The sequence below is a fragment of the Rehaibacterium terrae genome (assembly GCF_014202935.1).
GTDB classification, from domain to species: Bacteria; Pseudomonadota; Gammaproteobacteria; order Xanthomonadales; family Xanthomonadaceae; genus Rehaibacterium; species Rehaibacterium terrae.
In genome coordinates, this window is the sequence record NZ_JACHHX010000013.1 from 1 (window position 1) to 21,533 (window position 21,533).

Below are 21,533 nucleotides of genomic sequence, written 5' to 3' on the forward strand. Positions count from 1 at the left end.
CAACGACGGTGTGATTTTCCGGGGATTCGCGCAGTCGTCCAAGGGGGGCCAAGCCAAGCCCGCTGCGGAGTTCGTGCATTTTGCAGGGCCGACTAAGTCAGTGATGCGACCCGGGTCGAACCTTCGCCACTCGCCGCACTTGCACCCTCTGCACCTGCCCCGGAGACGTGGCGCGGCCACCTCCGGGACAGGCATGCCTCGCATAGAGTAGAACGCGATCATTCAGATCGCGCTGTCGCCCCGAGAGGCAGGGGCGGCAGGCCAAGCTCCTCAAGGAAGCTGTTGTGCCGTCTCGCCGCAGACTGAGCCTGATCCTGCAGGTCGGCCAGCCGGCGATGCACCAGCCCGAGATCGAGTTCCGGCTCGGCTTCGGCCGTGCTGACGTATCGGGAAATGTTCAGATTGAAGTCGTGCTCCCTCTCAATCTCCTCGAGGCTCACGACCCGCGAATAGCGATCTTCTTCCCTGCGCTGGCTGTAGGTATCGACGATCTTGTCGATATGCTCGGGCAGGAGCGTGTTCTGGCGCTTCCCCGGCTGATAATGCTCGGCCGCGTTGATGAACAGCACGTCATCGGTGCGCTTGCACTTCTTGAGCACCAGGATGCAGACAGGAATGCCGGTCGAGTAGAACAGTTTCGCGGGCAGGCCGATCACGGTGTCGATATTGCCGTCCTTCAGCAGCTTGGTGCGGATCCTCTTCTCCGCCCCGCCCCGGAACAGCACACCGTGCGGCAGGATGATCGCCATGGTGCCGTCCTTGGCGAGGAAGTGGAACCCGTGCAGCAGGAAGGCGAAATCGGCCGCCGACTTGGGTGCAAGGCCGTAATCCCTGAAGCGGAAGTCCTTCTCCATCGCTTCGGTCGGGCTCCAGCGGTAGCTGAAGGGCGGATTGGCGATGACCGCATCGAACTCGACCTTCTTCGCCGGGTTCGGCTCGCGCAGGATGTCCCAGTCGTTTTCCAGGCTGTCGCCGTGGTGGATATCGAACTCGGTATCCCGCACGCCGTGCAGCAGCATGTTCATGCGGGCGAGGTTGTAGGTGGTGATGTTCTTTTCCTGCCCGTAGATCTTGCCGATCCCGTGCTTGCCGATGTGCCTGCGCACGTTCAGCAGAAGCGAGCCCGAGCCGCAGGCAAAGTCGTAGACGCGGTTCAGCTTCGCCCGCGGGCCGAGCGCCGGGTCCTGGGCATCGAGCGTCACGATGCGCGACAGGATGGTGGAAATCGGCTGCGGGGTGTAGAACTCGCCGGCCTTCTTGCCCGACCCGGCGGCGAACTGGCCGATCAGGTATTCGTAGGCATCGCCCAGAAGGTCGCGGTCGCTGGGGAATTCCGCGAGCCCCTCGGCGATCTTCTGGATGATCGTGCACAGCCGCGCATTGCGCTGCGCGTAGGTCTTGCCGAGTTTGTCGGAGTCGAGGTTGATCTCGGAGAAGAGGCCCTGGAAGTTCGACGAGAAGGACTCGGTCTCGATGAAGCGGAAACCCGCCTGCAGGGTGCGCAGCAGCGCATCGCTCTGCGTCCGGGCCATCTCGGCGATGGAGGTCCAGAGGAATTCGGGCTTGACGACGTAATGCACCTTGCGGCGCATGACCGTCTCGAACTCCGGCGCATCCTCGGGGTTCGACGCATACCAGACGGCCAGGGGCGACCGCCGGTCGCCCGGGGCAAGTTCGGGCCAGTCGGCACCGAGTTCGGCCCGGGCGGCGTCTTCGTAGTTCGAGGACAGATAGCGCAGGAACAGGAACGACAGCATGTAGTCGCGGAAGTCGTCCGCGTTCATCGCCCCGCGCAGCTCGTCGGCGATGGCCCAGAGGATCTTTCCCAGCTTGGTCTGCTCTTGTTCGGTCATGCGGCGGTCTCCTCTGCCTCAGCCGCGGGGAACAGCTCGGGGTTGAAGCGGTATTTGTTCATGAAGTTTCTGAGTAACTTCCGAAAAATCTCTTTGTTGTCATCAACCATTTCCCTCGGCTCGAAAAGTGAGTAACTACCGTGACTTAGAAGCTGAACGTGGCGCAACTGAAGTTCCTCGTCATCATCTTGATCCGAGATTTCCGCGACGAATTTTTTCAAACCGTCATACCCGTGGAATGTCGCGGCCTTTTCCATGACGCTGCGCAAAATCGTGAAGTGGTAGGGGTAAAGGGTTCCCGAGCGGGATACCTCCCAAAGCTCTTTCAGCATGGCAACGTGGTAGAATCTTGGGGTATCGGCGGTGTCGTTTAGTGCCCAATTCTCTCCAATGTTGCGCATGTAGAAACGCCACGCGTTTTTGACTTCGTTGCACAGCACATTGAAGAACAGCGTGTGGTGCGAGGAGATGACGGCCTTCAGCCGATCCTGCCCCTTCAGCATCCGCGCCAGATGTGCGGCCACGGCGATGGCGTTGTTCTCGTCGAGCGACGAGATGGGATCGTCGATGTAGAGGTATCGCACCCAGGCATAGGCCTCCTGCCCGTCGATGGCGAGCTGGGCCACGGCCAGGAAGAAGCACCAGATGAAGATGTTCTCCTCGCCGCGCGAGATCTTGATGGGCACGGGGACGTCCTCGTCTGAGGCGTCCTTCACCGTCTCTCGCCAGAACAGGATCGTGCCCTGGCCATAGTCGATCTGGAAGTCGAAGTCGGCATGGCGCCGCAAGAGCGGGCGGATGCGGTTTTCCATCTCCAGTTCCGCCAGACCGTCGAAGAAGGCCGATGCCGTGTTCATGCGCAACACGCGGTCGCGGTCGTGGGCCAGGTCGTTGTCCCAGCTGAACAGGTCTTCGGTGTAGGCGTTGAAATAGAGCGTGTCGCGGGTCGTGACGGTGCCATCGGCGTCGCGGGTCTTGCCCTGCTCCTTGAAGGCCATCGACAGGCGCGTCTTGCCGGTGCCGTTATGGGCGAAGATCAGGGTGCATTTCTTGTTCTGCGCCGCGATCTGCTGGCGCAGATGGGCGGCGAGTTCCTCGAGCGTGGCGAAGGGTCCGGCGTCGGGCATGGTCTAGCCGAAGTCCAGCGGGAAAAGCTGCTGCATGAGGCCGCGCTTGTGGGACCGCAACGCCCCCAGCCGCGCACCCTCGGCCCGGATCAGATTGTCCAGCGACGACAGGCAATCGGCGATTTTCTGTTGTTCGTTTTCAACGGGAGGCAGTGTAATCTGACCAGAAAGAAAAGCTTCATTGGATATGTTGATCGTATTTTTTGCCCCCTTTTGAGCGAGTGGATCGAGAAAGATCCTGGCTCTGCTCGGCGACTCAAAGAAAGCGTCCAACAAAGCGCCAATGGCAATGTTCCTTGGCGCAAAGACCCCGTATAGAGGCGAGACGATAACGTTCGTGTCTATCTTGCTTTGCTTGACAATTCCGAGCGGGAACTCACCGGTCGGGCTCTTGGTGTAGATAACATCTCCCGGCCGAACAAGATTGTAATGGCCCGTATTCTCGGCTGCGAAGCTCCGTCCGAGATGCTCGCGCTGATTAACCAGCCCCTTGTGAACGGAGACCGAGAAAACCTCTTCACGCCCCGAACTCTTCAGTCCGTGCTCGGTCAGAACCTCCCCCAGCCGCTTCACCTCCCATGGCCCGGCGTCGCGGAAGGCGGGGAAGCGCAGGCGGGGGGTGGTCTCGCCGGGGCGGGGGAAGAGGCGCTGCATCAGGGCGCGCTTGTGGTCCTTCAGCGCCCCCAGCCGCGCCCCCTCGGCCCGGATCAGATCGTCCAGCGACGACAGGCAATCGGCGATTTTCTGTTGTTCGCCTGAAGCCTTGAGCGGAAACGGAATGAGCTTTTCTTTGAGATCGGAAAAATGGCGATTGTAACCCTTTTGCTCGACAGGATTTGCCTCAAGAGACAGAAAAAGGAACCGACCGTCGATGTCATCGGCCGGTGCAAGGATCTTGATGCCGTCCGCGCCTTGCGCAAACGGGGACTCCACCAGTTTCACGACGCAGGAGTGATCCCCGAAGACCACAACCGGAAAATCGACCTCGACAAGTGCGGCTTCGTCGTCGGTCCATCCGCAAATGTCGTTCGGCGACTGGTCGATGATCGGGAATTGACCACTCGGTTGATACTCCGTCGTCTGAAGCTTTTTCGGCGGCGCGATGGTCGTTACCAACTCCCCCAGCCGCTTCACCTCCCATGGCCCGGCGTCGCGGAATTCGGGGAAGCGCAGGTTCGGAACAGGGCCGTCAGTGGGCATCATAGACCTCGAGCCCCGAAATCTCGCGCCCCTCGGCCTTGCGGTTCAGCCAGGGGATCAGATCCTCCATCAGGGCCAGTTCCGCCTGCGCCCGCGCCTTCCAGCCCAGGCCACGCTGGCGGAAAAGCTCGGTCAGCGCGTCGGGGTCGAAGATCATCCGGCCGAGGATCAGATCGACGAAGCCCTGCAGCGCCTTAACGTCCAGCCCGTGGCGTTCGGCGATGCGGGCCAGTTCCTCGGCCTGGCGCTGGGCCTTGAACCGCTCGTAACCCTTGCGGATCTCGGCCTCGCTCAGCCCCTCGCCCTCGGCGAGGGTGGCGACATAGGCCTCGAGATCCTCGCGTTCCTCCATCAGCCGGGCGGAAGAGGCGAGCAGGCGCATGAGTTCCGCCCGCGTCATCTTCTGCCGCTTCGGTTCGGCCTGGCTGAAGCGGGCGATCAGGCCCATGATATAGTCGTAATCGATGAGCGCGCTGTCGAAGAGCACGAACTCGAAATCGAGCTGGGCGCCGGGCGCGGTGGGGTCGTCGGACTTGCGGGCCTTGTCCTGAAGCTGTTTAGCCAGCTCCAGATAGCGGGCGGAAAAGGCGCGCAGGTCGTCGCGGGGGATCAGCGCCTGGATCTGGTCCTTCTGCTCGGGCGCAAGGTCGGTGTATTGCTCGAGCTGGGTGGCCAGCCGCCGGACCTCCTTGAAGCGTTCGATGAAGCCTGCGCGCGCGGCATCGCCCTTGAGGTTGCTCACCTCCTCGGGGCGGGCGGGCAGGCCGTGGCCGGCCATGAATTCGGTCAGGCTCCGCGTGGCCTCGGCCAGCCGTTCGATGACCTTGGGCGCGGGATCGACCAGCCAGACCTCCTTGGCGCGTTCGGGCGCCTCGCCGGAAAACAGCGCGATGGCCTCGTCCACCGCCGCGCGCTGGGCGCGGAAGTCGAGGATGTTGCCGTAGGGCTTGGCGTCGTTCAGCACCCGGTTGGTGCGCGAAAATGCCTGGATCAGGCTGTGGTATTTCAGGTTCTTGTCGACATAGAGCGTGTTCAGATAGGCCGAATCGAAGCCGGTCAGCAGCATGTCCACCACAATGATGATGTCGATCTTGCGCCCACGCGGCAGGTCGGCATTGGGGTATTTCTGATCCTTGATGCGGCTCTGGATGTCCTGATAGTAGCTGTCGAAATTCGCCAGATCGTGATTGGTGCCGTAGCGCGCGTTGTAGTCGGCGATGATTTCGGCCAGCGCGGCCTTCTTGCGGCCGGGATCCTTGCGGTTGTCCTCGAGCTCCTGCGGCAGGTCTTCCTGAAGCTGGGCGACATCGCGGTTGCCCTCGGCCGGGGGCGAGAAGACGCAGGCGATGTTGAGCGGCATGAACTCCGGATCCTGCGCCGCGCGGGCGGCCTGAATTTCCCTGAACAGGCGGTAGTATTCGATGGCCTCGTCGATCGAGGCGGTCGCGAAGAGCGCGTTGAACTTGCGCTGGTTGGTCGCCGCGTCGTGCTTTTCGAGGATCGCCTCGATTACCGCGCGCTTGGCCGGGGTTTCGCCGAGCTTTGCGGCGGCGCCGTCGGGCCGGAAGTAATCGACATGGAAGCGCAGCACGTTCCCGTCATCGATGGCGTGGGTGATCGTGTAGGCGTGGAGCTCCTGTTGAAAGACCTCCTGCGTCGTCATCAGACGCGCTTCCTCGCCCTCGACCCGAACCGCGCTGGCGTTCTTTTCGAATATCGGCGTGCCGGTGAAGCCGAAAAGCTGGGCATTGGGGAAGAACGCCTTGATGGCCTTGTGGTTCTCGCCGAATTGCGAGCGGTGGCATTCGTCGAAGATGAAGACCACACGCTTGTCCCGCAGCGGTTCCAGGCGCTCGCGGTATTGCTTCCTGTTGGTGCCGTCGAGCGCAAGGCCGAGCTTCTGGATGGTGGTGACGATCACCTTGTTGCGGTAGTCGTCAGACAAGAGCCGCTGAACCAGGGTTTCGGTATTCGTGTTCTCCTCGACGCAACCCGGCTGGAAGCGGTTGAACTCCTCGCGCGTCTGCTTGTCGAGATCCTTGCGGTCGACGACGAAGAGGCACTTCTCGATGTCGGGGTTGTCCTTCAACAGGGTGGATGCCTTGAACGACGTCAAGGTCTTGCCCGATCCGGTGGTGTGCCAGATGTAGCCGTTTCCACGATTTTCGTGGATGCAATCGACGATCGCCTTGACGGCATAGACCTGATACGGGCGCATCATGACGAGCTTTCGCTCGTTCTGGATCAGCACCATGTAGCGGCTGATCATCTCGGCGAGCGTGCATTTGGCAAGGAACTGCTCGGCGAAGTCCGCCAGGTGCTCGACCTTCCGGTTGTCGCGCGCTGCCCAACGATAGACCGGCAGGAAGCGCTCTTCGACATTGAACAGGAAATGCTCGTTGTTGTTGTTGGCGAAATACCAAGTCTGGCTTCGATTGCTGACGATGAACAGCTGCAAGAAACACAGAAGGCTATTGCCATAGCCGTTCCCCGGATCGTTCTTGTATTCGACGATCTGCTGCATTGCCTTCCGGGGCGAAACCCGGAGCGATTTGAGCTCTACCTGCGCCACCGGCAGGCCGTTGAGCAAAATAAGCACATCATACCGGTGATGGCTGCTGTGCGTGTTCATGCGCAACTGGCTGGCCACCTCGAAGGTGTTCCGGCACCAGTCCTTAAGATTCACGAGCTGATAGTGAAGCGGCGTCCCGTCTTCTCGTTCAAAAGTATTCCAGTTCCGCAGCCGCTCCGCATTGGCGAATACATCCGGGGTCACGATCTCGCCGAGTAGCCGCTCGAACTCGCTGTCTGTCAGTCTTACACGGTTAAGCGATTCGAATTTCTGGCGGAAATTTCGTTCCAGCGCGGCGCGATCCCTGATGTCGTCACGACGCAAGTAGTTCAAGCTTGCCAGCTTGGAAATCAGATCCTGCTCGATCTCGCTTTCTTTTGTCATTCGTTCCGCCATCTTGCGGCCGCACCGCGCATAGGAAGTTCAAGCGCCCTTTTTCCGACAGTCTGTCGGGTAGGCGGCGGCCCTGCAAGAGCCGGCTTGGGCACCGATCACACGGCCGCGCGTCGGATTTCGGCATCGCGGGGCCAGGCAGCGGCGTTGTCATCAGCCATTCTTCGCTGATTCCCGACCGCGGACCGAGCGCCGCCCGGCGGATCGTGGCCGCTTCGGCTCGGATTCCGGTTTCGCCGTCGGCTGCGCTGCTGGCAGATCGTCACGCGGCTTGCACTGGCCGTGCGCGTGCTGCTGGCCGGTAGTGCGCTTCCTCCAGCGCGCCATGCTTCTCGAAGTGGGCGAGGATGGCCCGAATGGCGCTGGGTTCCTCGATGCTGGCGACGATCCGCACGCTGCCGCCGCAGTGGACGCACACGTTCACGTCGATGCCAAACACGCGCTTGAGGCGTTGCGCCCAACTCATCGAACGGCGCTTCTCCTCGGGGCTGCGCGGCTCATCGTTCGCGCTGTCAAGCGGCGCTGCATCAGTCGCAGGCCGCCTGCCGCGCCCCGATGGCATGAGCTGTGCGCGCAGGCTGGCGTTCGGGGCAAACACGCCACAACAGCGTACGGGGTCACGTACGGGGTCAGGTCCAGCAATGAAGCACGCCTGATCCCTGAGTTCCACGCATCATCGGCACGGACGTTCTTTCACGATCCCGGGAATTACAGCGCCTCCCGGAAACACCAGGACGCCAGCGCCCGCTGGCTGAAAACGGGGGGGCATGGGCCTCGCGCACGCCTTGGCGGTTATGATCGGCGCATGTCGAAGCTGTTGCTGAATCTGCGTCACGTGCCCGAGGACGAGGCCGACGAGGTGCGCGAGCTGCTCAGGGAGCACGCCATCGCGTTCTATGAGACGCGGCCGGGCAATTGGGGCTTCTCGGCCGGCGGCATCTGGATCAGCGAGGCGGCAGACTACCCGGAGGCCCGGCGGCTCATGGATGCCTACCAGGCGCAGCGTCGCGAGCGCGTGCGCGCCGAAGTCGCGGCCGCCCGCCGCGAGGGCCGCGCGCCGACGCTGTGGACCGTGCTGCGCGAAGAGCCGCTGCGGGTGCTCGCCACGCTGCTCGGCATCGCCGCGATCATCGCCCTGACCACGGCCGTGCCTTACCTGCTGCTGCGCGGCTGACGCGGCGTCAGCGCCCGGTGATCGCGACCAGTTCGACTTCGAACACCAGCGATGCGTTGGGTGGGATCACGCCGCCCGCGCCGCGGCTGCCGTAGCCGTATTCGGGTGGAATCAGCAGTACGCGCCGACCGCCCACGCGCATGCCCTGCACGCCCTCGTCCCAGCCGCGGATCACCCGGCCGCGGTCGAGCGGGAAGGTGAAGGGCTGGCCGCGGTCACGCGAACTGTCGAATTTAGCACCGCGCTGCCGCGGGGCGTCCTGATCGAAGATCCAGCCGGTGTAGTGCACGGTCACTTCCATGCCGGACTTCGCTTCCTCGCCGTCGCCTACGGTTTCGTCGATCAGGGTGAGTTCGGCGACGCGGCCGTTCGGCGGCGGCAGGTCGGGGCCGCCGCAGGCGGCGAGCAGCAGGGTGGCGGTCAGGATGAGGACAGCGGGAATCCGGCGCATGGGCGGCCTGTGGCGACGATGCCGGTGCGCATGATCGGCCAGCGTGCCGCCGCCGTCGAGCCTGGCCGAGCGGAGCTTTGCGGTGTGCGGTGGGGCAGTGGCATGCCTGCCGGCGGACGGGCCGGCGCTTCGGTCCGGTTTGCATGGCGCATGCCGTGCGGCGCCGACGGGGGCAACCGGATTTCGCTGCCTGTCCGGTCGGAGTGCGCCTGCGGCTCCCGCACGCGCCAGCGTCCCAGCATCGGGCTGCCGCGCACTTCGAAGCCCAGCTCGCGGAGCCACTCGGCGACTTTGTGGTTGGAATTGTTGCCGAGCGTATAAGGCTCGGGGTGGACGACGAATTCGAGCTCGAGCGCGGCACTGTAGCGGCGCGTGTCGGCACGGGCCTCGAACAGACGGTCGATGTCCTGCAGCAGCCGGTCCACGGCTGCGGCCTCGGCCTGCAGCGGCACGATGACGCGGATGCGCGAGCCGACCTCGTCCTGGAAGCGCGCGGTGTCATGGCGGCGCAGCATGTGGCGCCCGAGCGCTGCCGGAGTGGGGCGGAACAAGGCGCCGAAGGCACGCACGGCGCCAGTCTCGCCCTCGACGTACCAGCGCCATTCCCCGTAGGCGATGCGCACCGGCCGTCCACTGGCATCGACCAGGACCAGGCTGGTGTGGCGGCCGTGGTCGAGCAGATACACCGGGCGCGGCTGGACGGGCGCGCCCGGTGCGACGACGGTGGCGGCGCAGCCGGCGAGCAGCGCCACGGTGGCAAGGCACAGCAGCAGGCACAGCGTCGTACGCACCGACATCGGCGTGGCTCCGGCGGGCCCGTGGTCGAGCATAGCCCAGCCTCACCAGGCTGGCAGCAGCCAGTCGCCGAACAGGCGGATCGCCAGCGCGATCAGCACGATCGCCATCAGGTTGAGGCCGAGGCCGGCGCGCATCATCTGGCCGATGCCGACCAGGCCCGAAGCGAACACGATGGCGTTGGGCGGCGTGGCCACTGGCAGCATGAAAGCGCAGGTGGCGGCCAGCGCGGCGGCGAACAGCACCGGCATCGGCTCGATGCCCAGCCCGATCGCGGCGGCGGCGAGGATCGGGATGAAGGTGTTGGCGGTCGCGGTGTTGCTCGACAGTTCGGTGAGAAAGACGATCAGCGTGGTCGCGGCGAGCAGCACCCAGAGCGGTTTGACGCCGGCAAGCCCGGCGAAACCCGATGCCAGCCAGGCATCGACGCCGTTGGTGCCGATGGCGGCGGCCAGGCTCAGGCCGCCGCCGAACAGCAGCAGCACGCCCCACGGCAGCTTCTGCGCCGTCTCCCAGTCGAGCGCGAATTCCCGGCGGCGCCAATCGACCGGGAGCAGGAACAGGGCCAGCGCGCCGCACATGGCGACGGTGGTGTCGGTCAGCGCTTCCAGCCCGGTCAGCGCGACCAGCTGCGGGCGGAAGATCCAGCCCAGTGCGGTGCCGACGAACACCACCAGCACGATGCGCTCGCCGCGGTTCATCGGGCCGATCCGGCCGAGTTCGTCGTGGATCTCGGTGCGCGCCGCATCCGGTACCCGCAGGCGCACCGGGAAAACGAGGCGGGTGAGGTACAGCCAGCACAGCGGCAGCATCAGCGCCACCAGCGGCAGGCCGATCTTCATCCACGCCAGCATGGTGATCTCCTGGCCCAGCTCGGCGCGGGCGTAGTTGGCGAGGACGAGATTCGGCGGCGAACCGATCAGGGTGCCCAGGCCGCCGATCGAGGCGCCGTAGGCGATGCCCAGCATCAGGCAGGTGCCGAGGTTGCGCAGTGCGGCGGCGGTGGCGGGGTCGCTCTCGTCGAGGTGGCGGCGCAGCAGCTCGATGCAGCTGATGCCGACAGGCAACAGCATCACCGTGGCGGCGGTATTGGAGATCCACAGGCTCAGGCTGGCGGTGGCGAGCATGAAGCCGGCCACCAGCCGCATCGGCGCGGTGCCGACCAGGCGCACGATGCCCAGCGCGATGCGGGTGTGCAGGCCCCAGCGCTGCATCGCCAGGCCGATCATGAAGCCGCCCATGAACAGGAACACGATGTCGGAGGCGTACGGCCGCAGCGCCTGTGCGGCCGGCAACGCTCCGGTGAGCGGGAACAGCACCACCGGCAGCAGCGCGGTGGCCGCCAGCGGGATCGCCTCGGTCATCCACCACAGCGCCATCCACACGCCGATGGCGGCGGTGGCGCGGCCGGCGTCGCTCAGCCCGCCGGCATCGGCAACGGGCAGCAGCAGGTACAGCAGTGCGGCGGCGAGGGGGCCGGCGGCGAGCCCAGCCCAGCGAATACGGTCGGCGATCGGCATCGCGCGAGGATAGCCGATGCATCGACGCCGGCGGTTCGGGCAGGCCATCTCGCCGCGGGACGTGAATGCATCGACGCAGCCGGGACTGAGTGAACCAATGGCATGGTGATCCTGGCGCCTGGCGGCGCTAAGCTTGAGCGGCATCGAGTGACTGATGATCCTCCGGAGGTTCCACATGCAGCAGCCCTCCTCACTGGCGCGTCGGCGTGCCATCCAGTTTGGCCTTGGCCTCGGTGCAGGTCTGGCCCTGGCGCGCTCGCCACTCGCGATCGCCGAGTCCCTGGCCGAAGCCGCGTCCGGCAGCGGGTTGATCCAGAAGGCGATTCCGTCGACGGGCGAGTTGCTGCCGGTGATCGGGATCGGCACCGCGCGCCGCTACGACGTCGGTGAAACCGATTACGAGCGTGCGCCGCTGCGCGAGGTGCTCGACGCCTTCGCCCGCATGGGCGGCCGACTGGTCGACACGGCGCCGTCCTATGGCCGTGCCGAGGCGGTGGTCGGCGACCTGGTCGCCAGCCTGGGCAACCGCGACCGGCTGTTCCTCGCCACCAAGGTCGGCGCCGGACGCGACGGGCGGGAAGCGGGCCTGGCGGAGATGGCGCGCTCGTTCGAGCGGCTGCGCACTGCGCGCATCGACCTGCTGCAGATCCACAACCTGGCCGGCGTCGAGCACATGCTGCCGGTACTGCGCGAATGGAAGCAGGAGGGACGGATCCGCTACCTCGGCGTCAGCACCAGCTTCAAGCCGCAGTACGAAGAGCTGGAACGGCTGATGCGCAGCGAGGCGCTGGACTTCGTCCAGATCGACTACGCGATCGACAACCGCGAGGCCGAGGAACGCATCCTGCCGCTGGCCGCCGAGCGCGGGATGGCGGTGCTGGTGAATCTGCCGTTCGGCCGGGGACGGGTGTTCGAGGCCTTCCGCGGCCACCGCATTCCGGACTGGGCGACCGAGCTGGGCATCGCCAGCTGGGCGCAGTTCGTCCTCAAGTACGTGGTCTCGCACCCGGCCGTGACCTGCGCCATTCCGGGCACCGCGACGCTGCGCTATCTCGAGGACAACCTCGCCGCCGCCCGCGGCCAGCTGCCCGATGCGGCCACCCGGCGGCGGATGGTCGCGCTGATCGAGGCGGTGTGAGCATCGATACCCCGGAGTAGGGTAAGCTCCGCCGGTTGGCAGGCTGTTGAAAAACGGCCTGCCGGGTGAGCCAAGGATGGCTCGCATCGCGGATCAATCGCAGTGAGCGATTGATCCGTCGGGAGCGAGTCCGGACACGTGCCGGACTCGCGACTTGAAAAGCGCACAGGATGTGCGTTTTTCAACAGGGATGTTGGGGTCGGCGCGGTATGGCCGGCTCGGCGGCGCCCAGGCGCCGCTACAGGGGGGGGTCCGATGCGCAGGACGCAGGCTGTCGCTTGCTGGGTCGCCATTGCCGCCATGGTCGCCGTTGCGACGGCTTCGGCCGACGCGGCCGGCTTGCGCGTGCTCGATCCGGCCCTGGCTGATGTCGACGTGGAGCAGGTGCTCGCGGGCGAGGTGGACGCGCACTTCCATGCGTCCGCGAGTCCCCGGATGTTGATGCCGCACAGTGCCCAGCCACGCTGGCTTCGGCTCGACCCCGACCAGGCGTTGCGCGAGGGGCGCTGGGTGTTGTCGATCATCCGCGTGCCGCTGCGCGAGCTCAGTGTGTATCTGCCCGACGGCAACGGCGGCTGGCGCGAGCGAACGGCGAGTTTCTTCCGTCCTGGCGGGCCGGATTGCGCCCCGCACGCCTACGCGTTTCCGCTCGACGCGGCCGCGGCCGACATGCCGGTGTACATCCGCATCGTTCACGGCGGACGTCTCTACCTGAACCTGGCGGTCCAGAGCGAGGACGAGTTCCGCCGCACGGAACGCCAGTTCGTGGTGGCGATCACCGCCGGATTCACGGCGCTGGCGGTGATGCTGCTGATGAACCTGATGTTCTGGCTCAGGCTGCGGGAGTCGATGTACCTGACCTACGTCGCCTTCATCGCCGGTCTGATGGGCTGGACCGTCTTCGCGACCGGGCTGGCCCAGCAGTGGTGGCCGGCGCTCGCGCGCTGGCCGGTGCCTGGCTCGCCGTCAGGTTTCCTGGTTGCGCTGTCGATGACGCTGATGCTGCATTTCGTCCGTCAGTTCGTCGAGCTGGCGCGCATCGATGCGCCGGCCGATCGCGTCCTGCGCGTTCTGGCGCTGGCGTTCGCCGCCCTGGCCGGGGCCTACCTGCTGCCGGGTTCCGGCGAGTGGCCGCCGCTGGCCGGCGCCTCCAGCCTGCTGTTCGCGCTGCTGCCCCCGTTGCTGTTGGGCGTGCTGCTGCGCAGCGGCTGGCGCGGCTCGCGGGCGGCCTGGTTGTTCCTGGTCGCCTGGCTGCCGCTGGGGGTGCTGAGCGGCATGCGCACGCTGGTCGGCCTGGGCGTGTTGCCGCCGACGCCATTGAACCTGTTCGGGCCGCTGGGCGCGGTGGCATTCGAGTCGGTGGTGCTGGCGCTCGGCCTTGCCGGTCATGCGCTCGAGCTGCGCCTGCAGCGCGACCGCGCGCTGCGGCTGGCGCAGATCGATCCGCTGACCGGCGCGCTCAATCGCCGTGCCGGCGAGGCGCGGCTGCGGGAAATGTTCGAAGCCGCGAAGGCACGCGGCGTGCCGTTTGCGCTGATGTTCCTCGACATGGACCGGCTCAAGCGCATCAACGACAACTTCAGCCACGACGCCGGGGACCTGTGTCTGCGCGTGCTGGTGGGGCGGGTGCAGGCGCTGATGCCGCCGCGCGCCGAGGTGGTGCGCTGGGGCGGCGACGAGTTCGTGCTGTTGCTGCCGGGCCTGTTCGCCGCCGATGCCGAGGCGCTGGCCGCGCGCATGCGCGAGGCGCTGGAGTCCACGCCGGTACCTTTCGACGGCGAGGAGCTCTACATCAGCGCCAGCATCGGCGTCAGCAGTTTCGACGACCAGGTCGATACGCCGCAGGAGCTGGTCCGGCGCGCCGACATGGCGCTGTACGCGCTGCGCCGGGCGCGCCGCAGCGACGAGGCCGGCCGTGTCGGCGCCGAAGCCTGATGCCGGCTCTCGCCCGCCGTTCCGCCGTCCGCCGTATGATCGACGCCCCCGTCCGGAAGACCGCGGATGAACGTACTGCTGGTGTTGCTGCTGTGGGCGCTGGTGCTGGTTGTGGCGTGGCCGTTGGCGTTGCTGGTGCTCGTGCTATGGCCGCTGCTGTGGCTGCTTTCGATCCCTTTCCGGATCTTCGGCGCGCTGATGGAGGCCCTGATCGCGCTGGTCAGGGCGATCCTGTTTCTGCCCGCGCGCCTGCTCGGGGAGCGACCGAAGCCCTGAGGCCCCGGTCCGTTCGGGCGCTCAGGCGCTCAGGCGCGCAGACGCAGATCGGGACGCTCGCGGAGATTGCCGTCGTGCTCGATCACGGCGAAGCTCTTGCTGCGCCGGTGATAGACGATCACCTGCGGCGGCGGAGGCGGCGTCTGGTTGCGGATGAACATCAGGTCCCAGCCGGCGACCTGGAGGTCGCGCAGGGCGAGCCGCTGCGCTTCGCTGAGTGCGGGGTGGGCGAGCGTCGGCGGCCGGCGGTCGGGGTTGCGACGTTCCTGTTGCAGCATGGCGCGATGTCTCCGGCAGTGGGCGGGGCGATTCGGCGGCGGCGGGCGAGCCGATGGCTTCGCGGCGGCCGCTGTGACAGCATGCGCCCCCGATCATACTCCCGCCACGCCCGCTGTCCGCGCTTTCCATGAGACTGAACAAGCACATTGCCGAGTCCGGCTTCTGCTCGCGCCGCGAGGCCGACCGGCTGATCGCCGAGCGCCGGGTCACCGTCAACGGCCAGCCGGCCGGCATCGGCACGCAGGTGGGCGAGGGCGACCAGGTCCGCGTCGATGGCCAGCCGCTGGTTCGGCGACCGGCCGGCGGCACACGGCGGCACGTCTACATCGCGCTCAACAAGCCGGTCGGCGTCACCTGCACCACAGAAGCCAGCGTCAAGGGAAACATCGTCGATTTCGTCGGCCACGAGCGGCGGATCTTCCCGATCGGCCGGCTGGACAAGGACTCCGAAGGGCTGATCCTGCTGACCAGCAACGGCGATATCGTCAACGAGATCCTGCGTGCCGAGAGCGCCAAGGAGAAAGAGTACCTGGTGGCGGTCAACCATCCGGTCACCGATGCGTTCCTGCGTGGCATGGCGCGCGGCGGCATCCCGATGCACGGCCAGCTCACCCTGCCGTGCCGCACGTCCAGGCTGGGCAAGTTCGGCTTCCGCATCGTGCTCACCCAGGGACTGAACCGGCAGATCCGCCTGATGGCGGCGCACTTCGGCTACCGGGTAAAGCGGCTGGTGCGCGTGCGCATCGTCAATATCATGCTCGGTCATCTCAAGCCCGGGCAGTGGCGCAACCTCACCGACGCCGAGTTGCGCGGCCTGCTGCCCCATCGCAGCGATTTCTGAACGGCCCCGGGCGGTCCGCGGCAGGGCCGCTCCGCGCGCCTGCGCATGTCCCGGTCCGCTGGAGCGCCTTGCATGACAGGGCTTTCCGGCCGGATAACGTTTTCTTGATGCGCTGTTCGTTAAGCTCACGCAAGTCCTGACAATCCAGTCCCGCGCCCGTGCGCCGGCCAACGCCGTCAGGTTCCCCAGCGACGATCCGCTCGCCGATCAGGCAGGTATCGCTGCCGCCCGGTCCCCGGGCGGTCGTCGCGCACCGCACAGGAGCGCCCATGAGCGAAACGACGAAGATCCTCCCCGACCTGATCGAGGCCACCCGTGAAGGCGTGGGCTTCTACGAGGCCGCCGCGCAGAAGGTGCAGGACAAGGAGCTGGTGAAACTGTTCCGGCAGATGGCGCAGGCGAAAGCGGTGCTGGTCCACGAACTGGAGAGCGAGGTGCCCAGGCGCGCCGGCAGGCGCAGCACGATGGAGTGGCTGGACGAGATCCGCAACAGCTATCGCGCCGCCGGCAAGGAGCTGGGCAAGGTCGATCTGGAGTTCGTCTCGCAGCTCGAGCAGGCCGAAAGCTGCCTGCTGGAGCAGGTGCATGCGGTGCGGTTCGACCGCGGCAACAGCTTCCTGATCCGGGTGCTGGCGATGCAGTACGAAGGCAAGGCCGGCGACCTGCACGGCCAACTGAAGAGCCGCAAGAAGCGGCTGATGACGGCCTGATACTGCCCTGATACTGCAAGGCCGGCAATCGGCCACCCATGACGGAAGGGGCGCGCTGCGCCCCTTTTGTCGTTCCCGGCTATGCTCGACGGCAGCCTCCGCCGGAGCCGTTGCCGTGAACCAGATCCCGCACCCGTCTGCGCCACCGCCCGACGACGCCGGCCGCGACCTGGTCGTGCCGTGCCGCATACTGGCCGCTTCGGCGCCGCTGCGCTGGCTGCGCCTGGGCTGGCGCGACCTGCGGCGCGCACCGGGAATCTCGTTGCTGTACGGCGCCGCCATCGTGCTGGTCAGTCTTGCCGTGTCGGCGCTGGCGTGGTGGCTGGGGCGGTTCGCGCTGCTGGCCGCGCTGCTGTCCGGCTTCGTCTTCATCGCGCCCCTGCTCGCGGTGGGCCTGTACTCGGTCAGCCGCGACCTCGCCGACGGCGTGCGCCCGACGCTGGCGCGCTCGCTGCGACTGATGCGGCGGGTGATCGGACAGGCGCTGGTGTATGCGCTGATCCTGCTGGTGGTGTTGCTGGTCTGGTCGCGCGCTGGATTGATGATCCACGTGTTCTTTCCGGCCGGCGAGGGTGACCTGCGCTCGCTGCTGGAATTCCTGGCCATCGGTTCGGCGGTGGGCTCGCTGTTCGCCGCGCTGGTGTTCGCCAGCGCGGCGTTCTCGCTGCCGCTGATCGCGGCGCGCGACGTCGACATGGTCACCGCCTGCCTGTCCAGCGTGAACGCGGTGATGCGCAACAAGGGCGTGATGATCCAGTGGGCGGCGTGGATCGTCCTGCTCACCGCGCTTGGCTTCGCGACCGCTTTCCTCGGCCTGGCGCTGACGATGCCGTGGCTGGCCTACGCGGCTTGGCATGCGTGTCGGGAAACGCTCGACGCCTCCGGCTGGCCCGCGCTCGACTGAAAGACCGCATGGATGCGCCTGCGTATGGCATCGCGACCGTGCGCAGGCGTATCCATCGCGACATCTGACGCAGGTCATCAATTGCACTCAATATCAGCCTATTGCAGTGGCGCGGCCGTGTACCGCCCGCGATAATCGGCCGCTTCCCCGGGCAGCCACGCCTGTCAGTTCAAGAGAGAGTTTCCATGTTCGATTCGTTCTCGCGCGAGCAGCTGCTCGCCAGCGGCGAAGGCACGCTGTTCGGCCCGGACAGCGGCCGCCTGCCGCTGCCGCCGATGCTGATGTTCGACCGCATCACCCGCATCGACGACGAGGGCGGCGCCCACGGCAAGGGCCAGGTGCTGGCCGAACTCGACATCTCCCCGGACCTGTGGTTCTTCGACTGCCACTTTCGCGGCGATCCGGTGATGCCGGGCTGCCTGGGGCTGGATGCGATGTGGCAGCTGGTGGGTTTCTTCCTGACCTGGAAGGGCTTCAAGGGCCGTGGCCGCGCGCTCGGCGTGGGCGAGGTGAAGTTCACCGGGCAGGTGTTGCCGACCGCGAAGAAGGTCGAGTACGTCATCGACCTCAAGCGCGTGGTCAACCGCACGCTGGTGATGGCGATCGCCGATGCATCGATGCGCGTGGACGGCCGCGAGATCTACACGGCCAGGGACCTGCGCGTCGGCCTGTTCACCTCCACCGAAGGTTTCTGATCGCATGCGTCGCGTCGTCATTACCGGCATGGGCATCGCCTCGTGCCTCGGCAACGATGCCGATACCGTCGCCGCCTCGCTGCGCGAGGGCCGCTCCGGCATCCGCGCCATCCCGGAATTCGCCGAACGCGGCTTGCGCAGCCATGTCGGCGGCGCGGTGGACATCGATCTCGACGCCCGCATCGACCGCAAGCAGCGCCGTTTCATGGGCGACGCGGCGGCCTATGCCTACGTGTCGCTGGCCGACGCCATTGCCCAGTCGGGTCTGGCGCCGGAGCAGGTGTCGCATCCGCGTACCGGCCTGATCATGGGCTCGGGCGGCGGTTCGCCGGCCAACCAGATCGAAGCCGCCGACACGCTGCGCGAGCGCGGCATCCGCCGCGTCGGTCCGTACATGGTGACCCGCTGCATGAGTTCGACGGTGTCGGCCTGCCTGGCCACCGCCTTCGGCGTGCGCGGGCTCAACTACACCATCTCCTCGGCCTGCTCGACCTCGGCACACTGCATCGGCGTGGCCGCGCAGCAGATCGCCTTCGGCCTGCAGGACGTGATGTTCGCCGGCGGCGGCGAGGAGCTGCACTGGGGCATGACCATGCTGTTCGACGGCATGGGCGCGCTCTCGACCCGCTACAACGATACGCCCGAACGCGCATCGCGCGCCTATGACGCCGACCGCGACGGCTTCGTCATCGCCGGTGGCGGCGGCGCGCTGGTGCTGGAGAGCCTGGAGCACGCGCAGGCGCGTGGCGCGAGGATCCTCGCCGAGATCGTCGGTTTCGGTGCCACGTCCGACGGTGTCGACATGGTGGCCCCCTCCGGCGACGGCGCGGCGGCCTGCATGCGCATGGCGCTGCAGGGTGTCGAGGGCCCGATCGACTACATCAACACCCACGGCACCTCCACGCCGGTCGGCGACGTGGCCGAGCTGCGTGCGCTGCGCGAGGTGTTCGGCGAGGACATGCCGCCGTTTTCCTCGACCAAGTCCCTGTCCGGCCACTCCTTGGGTGCGGCCGGCGTGCACGAGGCGATCTACTGCCTGCTGATGTTGCGCGACGGTTTCATCGCCGGCTCGGTCAACGTCGACACGCCCGATCCGCAGGTGGAAGGGCTGCCGCTGGTGCGCCAATCGCGCGCGGCGCCCCTGCGCACCGTGCTGTCGAACAGCTTCGGCTTCGGCGGCACCAACGCCACGCTGGTACTGCGCCGCTGGGAGTGAGCGCTTGTGAATTTTTCAAGCTCTCAGCCCGGCCATGGATGGCCGGTCGCGGATCGAGCACGTGAGTGCTTGATCCGCGGGAGTGAGTCCGGGCATGTACCGGACTCACGACTGAAAAAATGCACAGGACGTGCATTTCTTCACAGGCTCTGAGCGCTCGCGGCGGACTTGACGACCGTCAAGCCGGCGCCATCCATTCGGCGTAGGCTGGTCGGCTCGAACACCGCTCCGCCCCGGAGTGGACAGGGGGAGTCCGGCCATGACCGCATTGCCCTTCGCCGACCGCGACGATGCCGCCCGACGGCTGGCCGTGGCCTTGGCGCATCTGCACGGAAGCCGACCGCTGGTGCTGGCGATTCCGCGCGGCGCGGTGCCGATGGGGCGGGTTCTGGCCACCGCGCTCGGCGGCGATCTCGACGTGGTGCTGGTGCGCAAGCTCGGCGCGCCGGGCAATCCCGAGCTGGCGATCGGCGCGGTCGACGAGCATGGCCGCGTGCACCTGGCCAGCCATGCCGCGCTGACCGGGGCCGATGCGGCCTACATCCGCCGCGAGACCGAGCGCCAGCTGGCGCTGATCCGCGACCGCCGCCGCCGCTACACGCCCGACCGGCCACCGCTGGACGCCGCCGGTCGCACCGTGATCGTGGTCGATGACGGTCTTGCCACCGGCAGCACCATGATCGCCGCGCTGGGCGCGGCACGCGCGGCCGGCGCCGCGCACCTGGTCTGCGCGGTGCCGGTGGCGGCGCGCGACAGCCTGGAGCGGGTCCGGCCGCTGGCCGACGAGGTGGTCTGTCTGGCCGCGCCGTTGAACTTCCATGCGGTCGGCCAGTACTACGACCGCTTCGACCAGGTGAGCGACGAGCAGGTGGTCGCCTTGCTGGCCGCCAGTCGTCCCGGTGCAGGCGAGGGCAGGCAGACGGTGACGATCCTCTGCGAGGACGTCGCGACGACCGGCGACCTGGTCGTGCCGGATACCGCGCGGGGCCTGATCCTGTTCGCCCACGGCAGCGGCAGCAGCCGGCACAGCCCACGCAACCGGCAGGTGGCGGCGACGCTCGAGGGCGCCGGCTTCGCCACGCTGCTGATGGACCTGCTCACGCCGGACGAGGATGCCGACCCGGCGGCGCGCTTCGACATCGACCTGCTCGCGCACAGGCTCGACGCTGCGCTGCGCTGGGCGCGGCACGACGCGCGCGTGGCCGCATTGCCGGTCGGGCTGTTCGGCAGCAGCACCGGCGCGGCCGCGGCGCTGCGGGTGGCGGCGGCACGGGGCGATGCGGTCAGGGCGGTAGTGTCGCGTGGTGGACGTCCGGATCTGGCCGGCGACGTCGCGCTGGCGCGCGTGCAGGCCCCGACCCTGTTGATCGTCGGCGGCGCCGATCGCGAGGTGCTGGCGCTCAACCGGCAGGCGCTGGCGGCGATGACCGCCAGCGCCGAACTGGTGGTCGTGCCCGGAGCGACCCATCTGTTCGAGGAGCCGGGCGCGCTCGAACAGGTCGCCCGCCTGGCCGTCGACTGGTTCGCGCGCTGGCTGACCGGCCCGGCACCGGCGGTGCCCATGCCGGCACGGAGCTGACCCGCATCACGATGCCATGGCTGGCGCCCCGCCCCTGGTCGATCACGACCTTCTGCTCTGCGATCCAGGCGTCCTTGACGTTCTTCAGGGACTTCTCGCCGTGGGCGAGGCCGAGTCTGCCCAGTGGTCGGGGTGATGCGGCTGTATCCGCAGCCGGTGCGGCAATCGCGCAGCGTCGAGTACGGCAGCCGGCGCCGCAGGATCCCGGATACCGCGCCCGGGCGGAGCGAGGGGGCGGATGCGCCGCGCGGCGGCACCGGTCGCTGAGGGGCGGCGAGGGCGCCGTCAGACCCGCTGCTCGGCCTCGCGCGCCTGCTGGTACTTGAAGGCGCGCGCCAGTTCGGTGACCTCCATGCCGAAGGCGGCGATCACGTCGTCGGCGCTGACGATGCCGGCGAGCCGCCCTTCGTCATCGACGACAGGCAGCCGGCGTACGCCGTGGCGGCGCATGGTCTGCAGTGCGCCGAACAGGTCGTCGTCCTCGCGGCAGGTGTGCGGCTGGGGCGACATCACGTCGCCGACCGTGAGCACGTCGACGTCGATGTCCGGCGCAACCACGGCCAGCACGATGTCGCGGTCGGTCAGGACGCCCAGCGGGCGGGCGTCGCCATCGCGGCGCTCGGCCACCACCAGACAGCCGACATGGTGCTCGCGCATCGCCCGGGCGGCGTCCAGGATCGAGGCGTCGGGCGCGATGCAGACCACGCCGCGGATGCAGATGTCGGAGATGCGCATGGTGCAGCCTCGCAGGTCTGTCCGGACGGTTTCCGGCCGCACCACTCTCGCGCGCCCGCCGCCGCCGCGCCTTGATGCCGGTCAAATCCCGGCCGCGCCCGGCGCCGCAGACGAAACCGCCGCCCGGATCGCTCCGGGCG

19 protein-coding genes and 1 pseudogene are annotated in these 21,533 nt (G+C 67.1%); 10 read left to right on the plus strand and 10 right to left on the minus strand.

The features are described from left to right. Window positions 1-218 precede the first annotated feature (218 nt). The 5 genes and pseudogenes from HNQ58_RS09390 to HNQ58_RS09410 all read right to left on the minus strand — a co-directional run. A complete protein-coding gene (locus tag HNQ58_RS09390) occupies window positions 219-1,853 on the minus strand; it encodes a type I restriction-modification system subunit M (RefSeq protein ID WP_183948661.1) in 1,635 nt (544 codons plus the stop codon). Next, window positions 1,850-2,980: an ATP-binding protein gene (locus HNQ58_RS09395; RefSeq protein ID WP_183948662.1), complete on the minus strand. Its 1,131-nt coding sequence runs from the start codon at window positions 2,978-2,980 to the stop codon at window positions 1,850-1,852. The genes HNQ58_RS09390 and HNQ58_RS09395 overlap by 4 nt, the downstream gene beginning before the upstream one ends. A gap of 3 nt (window positions 2,981-2,983) precedes the next feature. Next, entirely contained in the window at window positions 2,984-4,180 is a 1,197-nt protein-coding gene (locus HNQ58_RS09400) for a restriction endonuclease subunit S (protein ID WP_183948663.1), read from the minus strand. Beyond that, the gene (locus HNQ58_RS09405; protein WP_343057266.1) at window positions 4,170-7,148 is read right to left on the minus strand and encodes a type I restriction endonuclease subunit R; all 2,979 of its coding nucleotides are present in this window, start codon (window positions 7,146-7,148) and stop codon (window positions 4,170-4,172) included. Before HNQ58_RS09405 ends, HNQ58_RS09400 begins: the two co-directional genes overlap by 11 nt. A gap of 259 nt (window positions 7,149-7,407) precedes the next feature. After that, window positions 7,408-7,755: pseudogene (locus HNQ58_RS09410) on the minus strand (IS91 family transposase); the annotation flags it as partial. A gap of 195 nt (window positions 7,756-7,950) precedes the next feature. Between HNQ58_RS09410 and HNQ58_RS09415 the strand changes: the two are divergent. Beyond that, window positions 7,951-8,319 carry a DUF6164 family protein gene (locus tag HNQ58_RS09415; RefSeq protein ID WP_183948665.1) on the plus strand — a complete coding sequence of 123 codons (369 nt, stop codon included), beginning with the start codon at window positions 7,951-7,953 and terminating at the stop codon, window positions 8,317-8,319. 7 nt (window positions 8,320-8,326) lie between these two features. On the opposite strand, the gene HNQ58_RS09420 is transcribed toward HNQ58_RS09415, so the two are convergent. From HNQ58_RS09420 to HNQ58_RS09430, 3 genes are read right to left on the minus strand one after another with little or no spacing between them, the layout of a single operon-like run. Then, a complete protein-coding gene (locus tag HNQ58_RS09420; RefSeq protein WP_425504169.1) occupies window positions 8,327-8,761 on the minus strand; it encodes an FKBP-type peptidyl-prolyl cis-trans isomerase in 435 nt (144 codons plus the stop codon). Continuing rightward, the gene (locus HNQ58_RS09425) at window positions 8,740-9,567 is read right to left on the minus strand and encodes a hypothetical protein (RefSeq protein ID WP_183948667.1); all 828 of its coding nucleotides are present in this window, start codon (window positions 9,565-9,567) and stop codon (window positions 8,740-8,742) included. Before HNQ58_RS09425 ends, HNQ58_RS09420 begins: the two co-directional genes overlap by 22 nt. Window positions 9,568-9,609: 42 nt before the next feature. Then, window positions 9,610-11,085, minus strand: a complete 1,476-nt coding sequence (locus HNQ58_RS09430) for an SLC13 family permease (protein ID WP_183948668.1) — start codon at window positions 11,083-11,085, stop codon at window positions 9,610-9,612. Between the two features lie 175 nt (window positions 11,086-11,260). Here HNQ58_RS09430 and HNQ58_RS09435 point away from each other — a divergent pair, with 175 nt between their 5' ends. The 3 genes from HNQ58_RS09435 to HNQ58_RS09445 all read left to right on the plus strand — a co-directional run bounded on the left by HNQ58_RS09435 (window position 11,261) and on the right by HNQ58_RS09445 (window position 14,434). Beyond that, complete coding sequence (locus HNQ58_RS09435) at window positions 11,261-12,223, plus strand: aldo/keto reductase (protein WP_183948669.1); 963 nt, start codon at window positions 11,261-11,263, stop codon at window positions 12,221-12,223. A gap of 300 nt (window positions 12,224-12,523) precedes the next feature. Next, window positions 12,524-14,158 (plus strand): sensor domain-containing diguanylate cyclase, encoded by a 1,635-nt coding sequence (locus HNQ58_RS09440; protein ID WP_183948670.1) that lies wholly within the window; start codon window positions 12,524-12,526, stop codon window positions 14,156-14,158. A gap of 66 nt (window positions 14,159-14,224) precedes the next feature. Continuing rightward, window positions 14,225-14,434: a hypothetical protein gene (locus HNQ58_RS09445; RefSeq protein ID WP_183948671.1), complete on the plus strand. Its 210-nt coding sequence runs from the start codon at window positions 14,225-14,227 to the stop codon at window positions 14,432-14,434. Between the two features lie 29 nt (window positions 14,435-14,463). Here HNQ58_RS09445 and HNQ58_RS09450 read toward each other — a convergent pair whose 3' ends face one another. After that, complete coding sequence (locus HNQ58_RS09450) at window positions 14,464-14,712, minus strand: hypothetical protein (protein WP_183948672.1); 249 nt, start codon at window positions 14,710-14,712, stop codon at window positions 14,464-14,466. 128 nt (window positions 14,713-14,840) lie between these two features. Between HNQ58_RS09450 and HNQ58_RS09455 the strand changes: the two genes are divergently transcribed. The 6 genes from HNQ58_RS09455 to HNQ58_RS09480 all read left to right on the plus strand — a co-directional run bounded on the left by HNQ58_RS09455 (window position 14,841) and on the right by HNQ58_RS09480 (window position 20,658). Further along, window positions 14,841-15,554: a pseudouridine synthase gene (locus tag HNQ58_RS09455; RefSeq protein WP_183948673.1), complete on the plus strand. Its 714-nt coding sequence runs from the start codon at window positions 14,841-14,843 to the stop codon at window positions 15,552-15,554. Window positions 15,555-15,823: 269 nt separating this feature from the next. Further along, entirely contained in the window at window positions 15,824-16,264 is a 441-nt protein-coding gene (locus HNQ58_RS09460) for a DUF2383 domain-containing protein (RefSeq protein WP_183948674.1), read from the plus strand. 115 nt (window positions 16,265-16,379) lie between these two features. Beyond that, window positions 16,380-17,168 carry a DUF2189 domain-containing protein gene (locus HNQ58_RS09465; protein ID WP_183948675.1) on the plus strand — a complete coding sequence of 263 codons (789 nt, stop codon included), beginning with the start codon at window positions 16,380-16,382 and terminating at the stop codon, window positions 17,166-17,168. A gap of 185 nt (window positions 17,169-17,353) precedes the next feature. Continuing rightward, on the plus strand, window positions 17,354-17,863 hold the full coding sequence (gene fabA / locus HNQ58_RS09470; RefSeq protein WP_183948676.1) for a 3-hydroxyacyl-[acyl-carrier-protein] dehydratase FabA: 510 nt from the start codon (window positions 17,354-17,356) through the stop codon (window positions 17,861-17,863). A 4-nt stretch (window positions 17,864-17,867) separates the two neighbouring features. Continuing rightward, window positions 17,868-19,079, plus strand: coding sequence for a beta-ketoacyl-ACP synthase I (gene fabB, locus HNQ58_RS09475; protein WP_183948677.1), 1,212 nt, complete (start codon window positions 17,868-17,870; stop codon window positions 19,077-19,079). 259 nt (window positions 19,080-19,338) lie between these two features. Beyond that, window positions 19,339-20,658, plus strand: coding sequence for a phosphoribosyltransferase family protein (locus HNQ58_RS09480; protein WP_183948678.1), 1,320 nt, complete (start codon window positions 19,339-19,341; stop codon window positions 20,656-20,658). A gap of 285 nt (window positions 20,659-20,943) precedes the next feature. Here the strand turns inward: HNQ58_RS09480 and HNQ58_RS09485 are convergent, their stop codons facing one another. Further along, window positions 20,944-21,393: a CBS domain-containing protein gene (locus HNQ58_RS09485; protein ID WP_183948679.1), complete on the minus strand. Its 450-nt coding sequence runs from the start codon at window positions 21,391-21,393 to the stop codon at window positions 20,944-20,946. Window positions 21,394-21,533 lie beyond the last annotated feature (140 nt).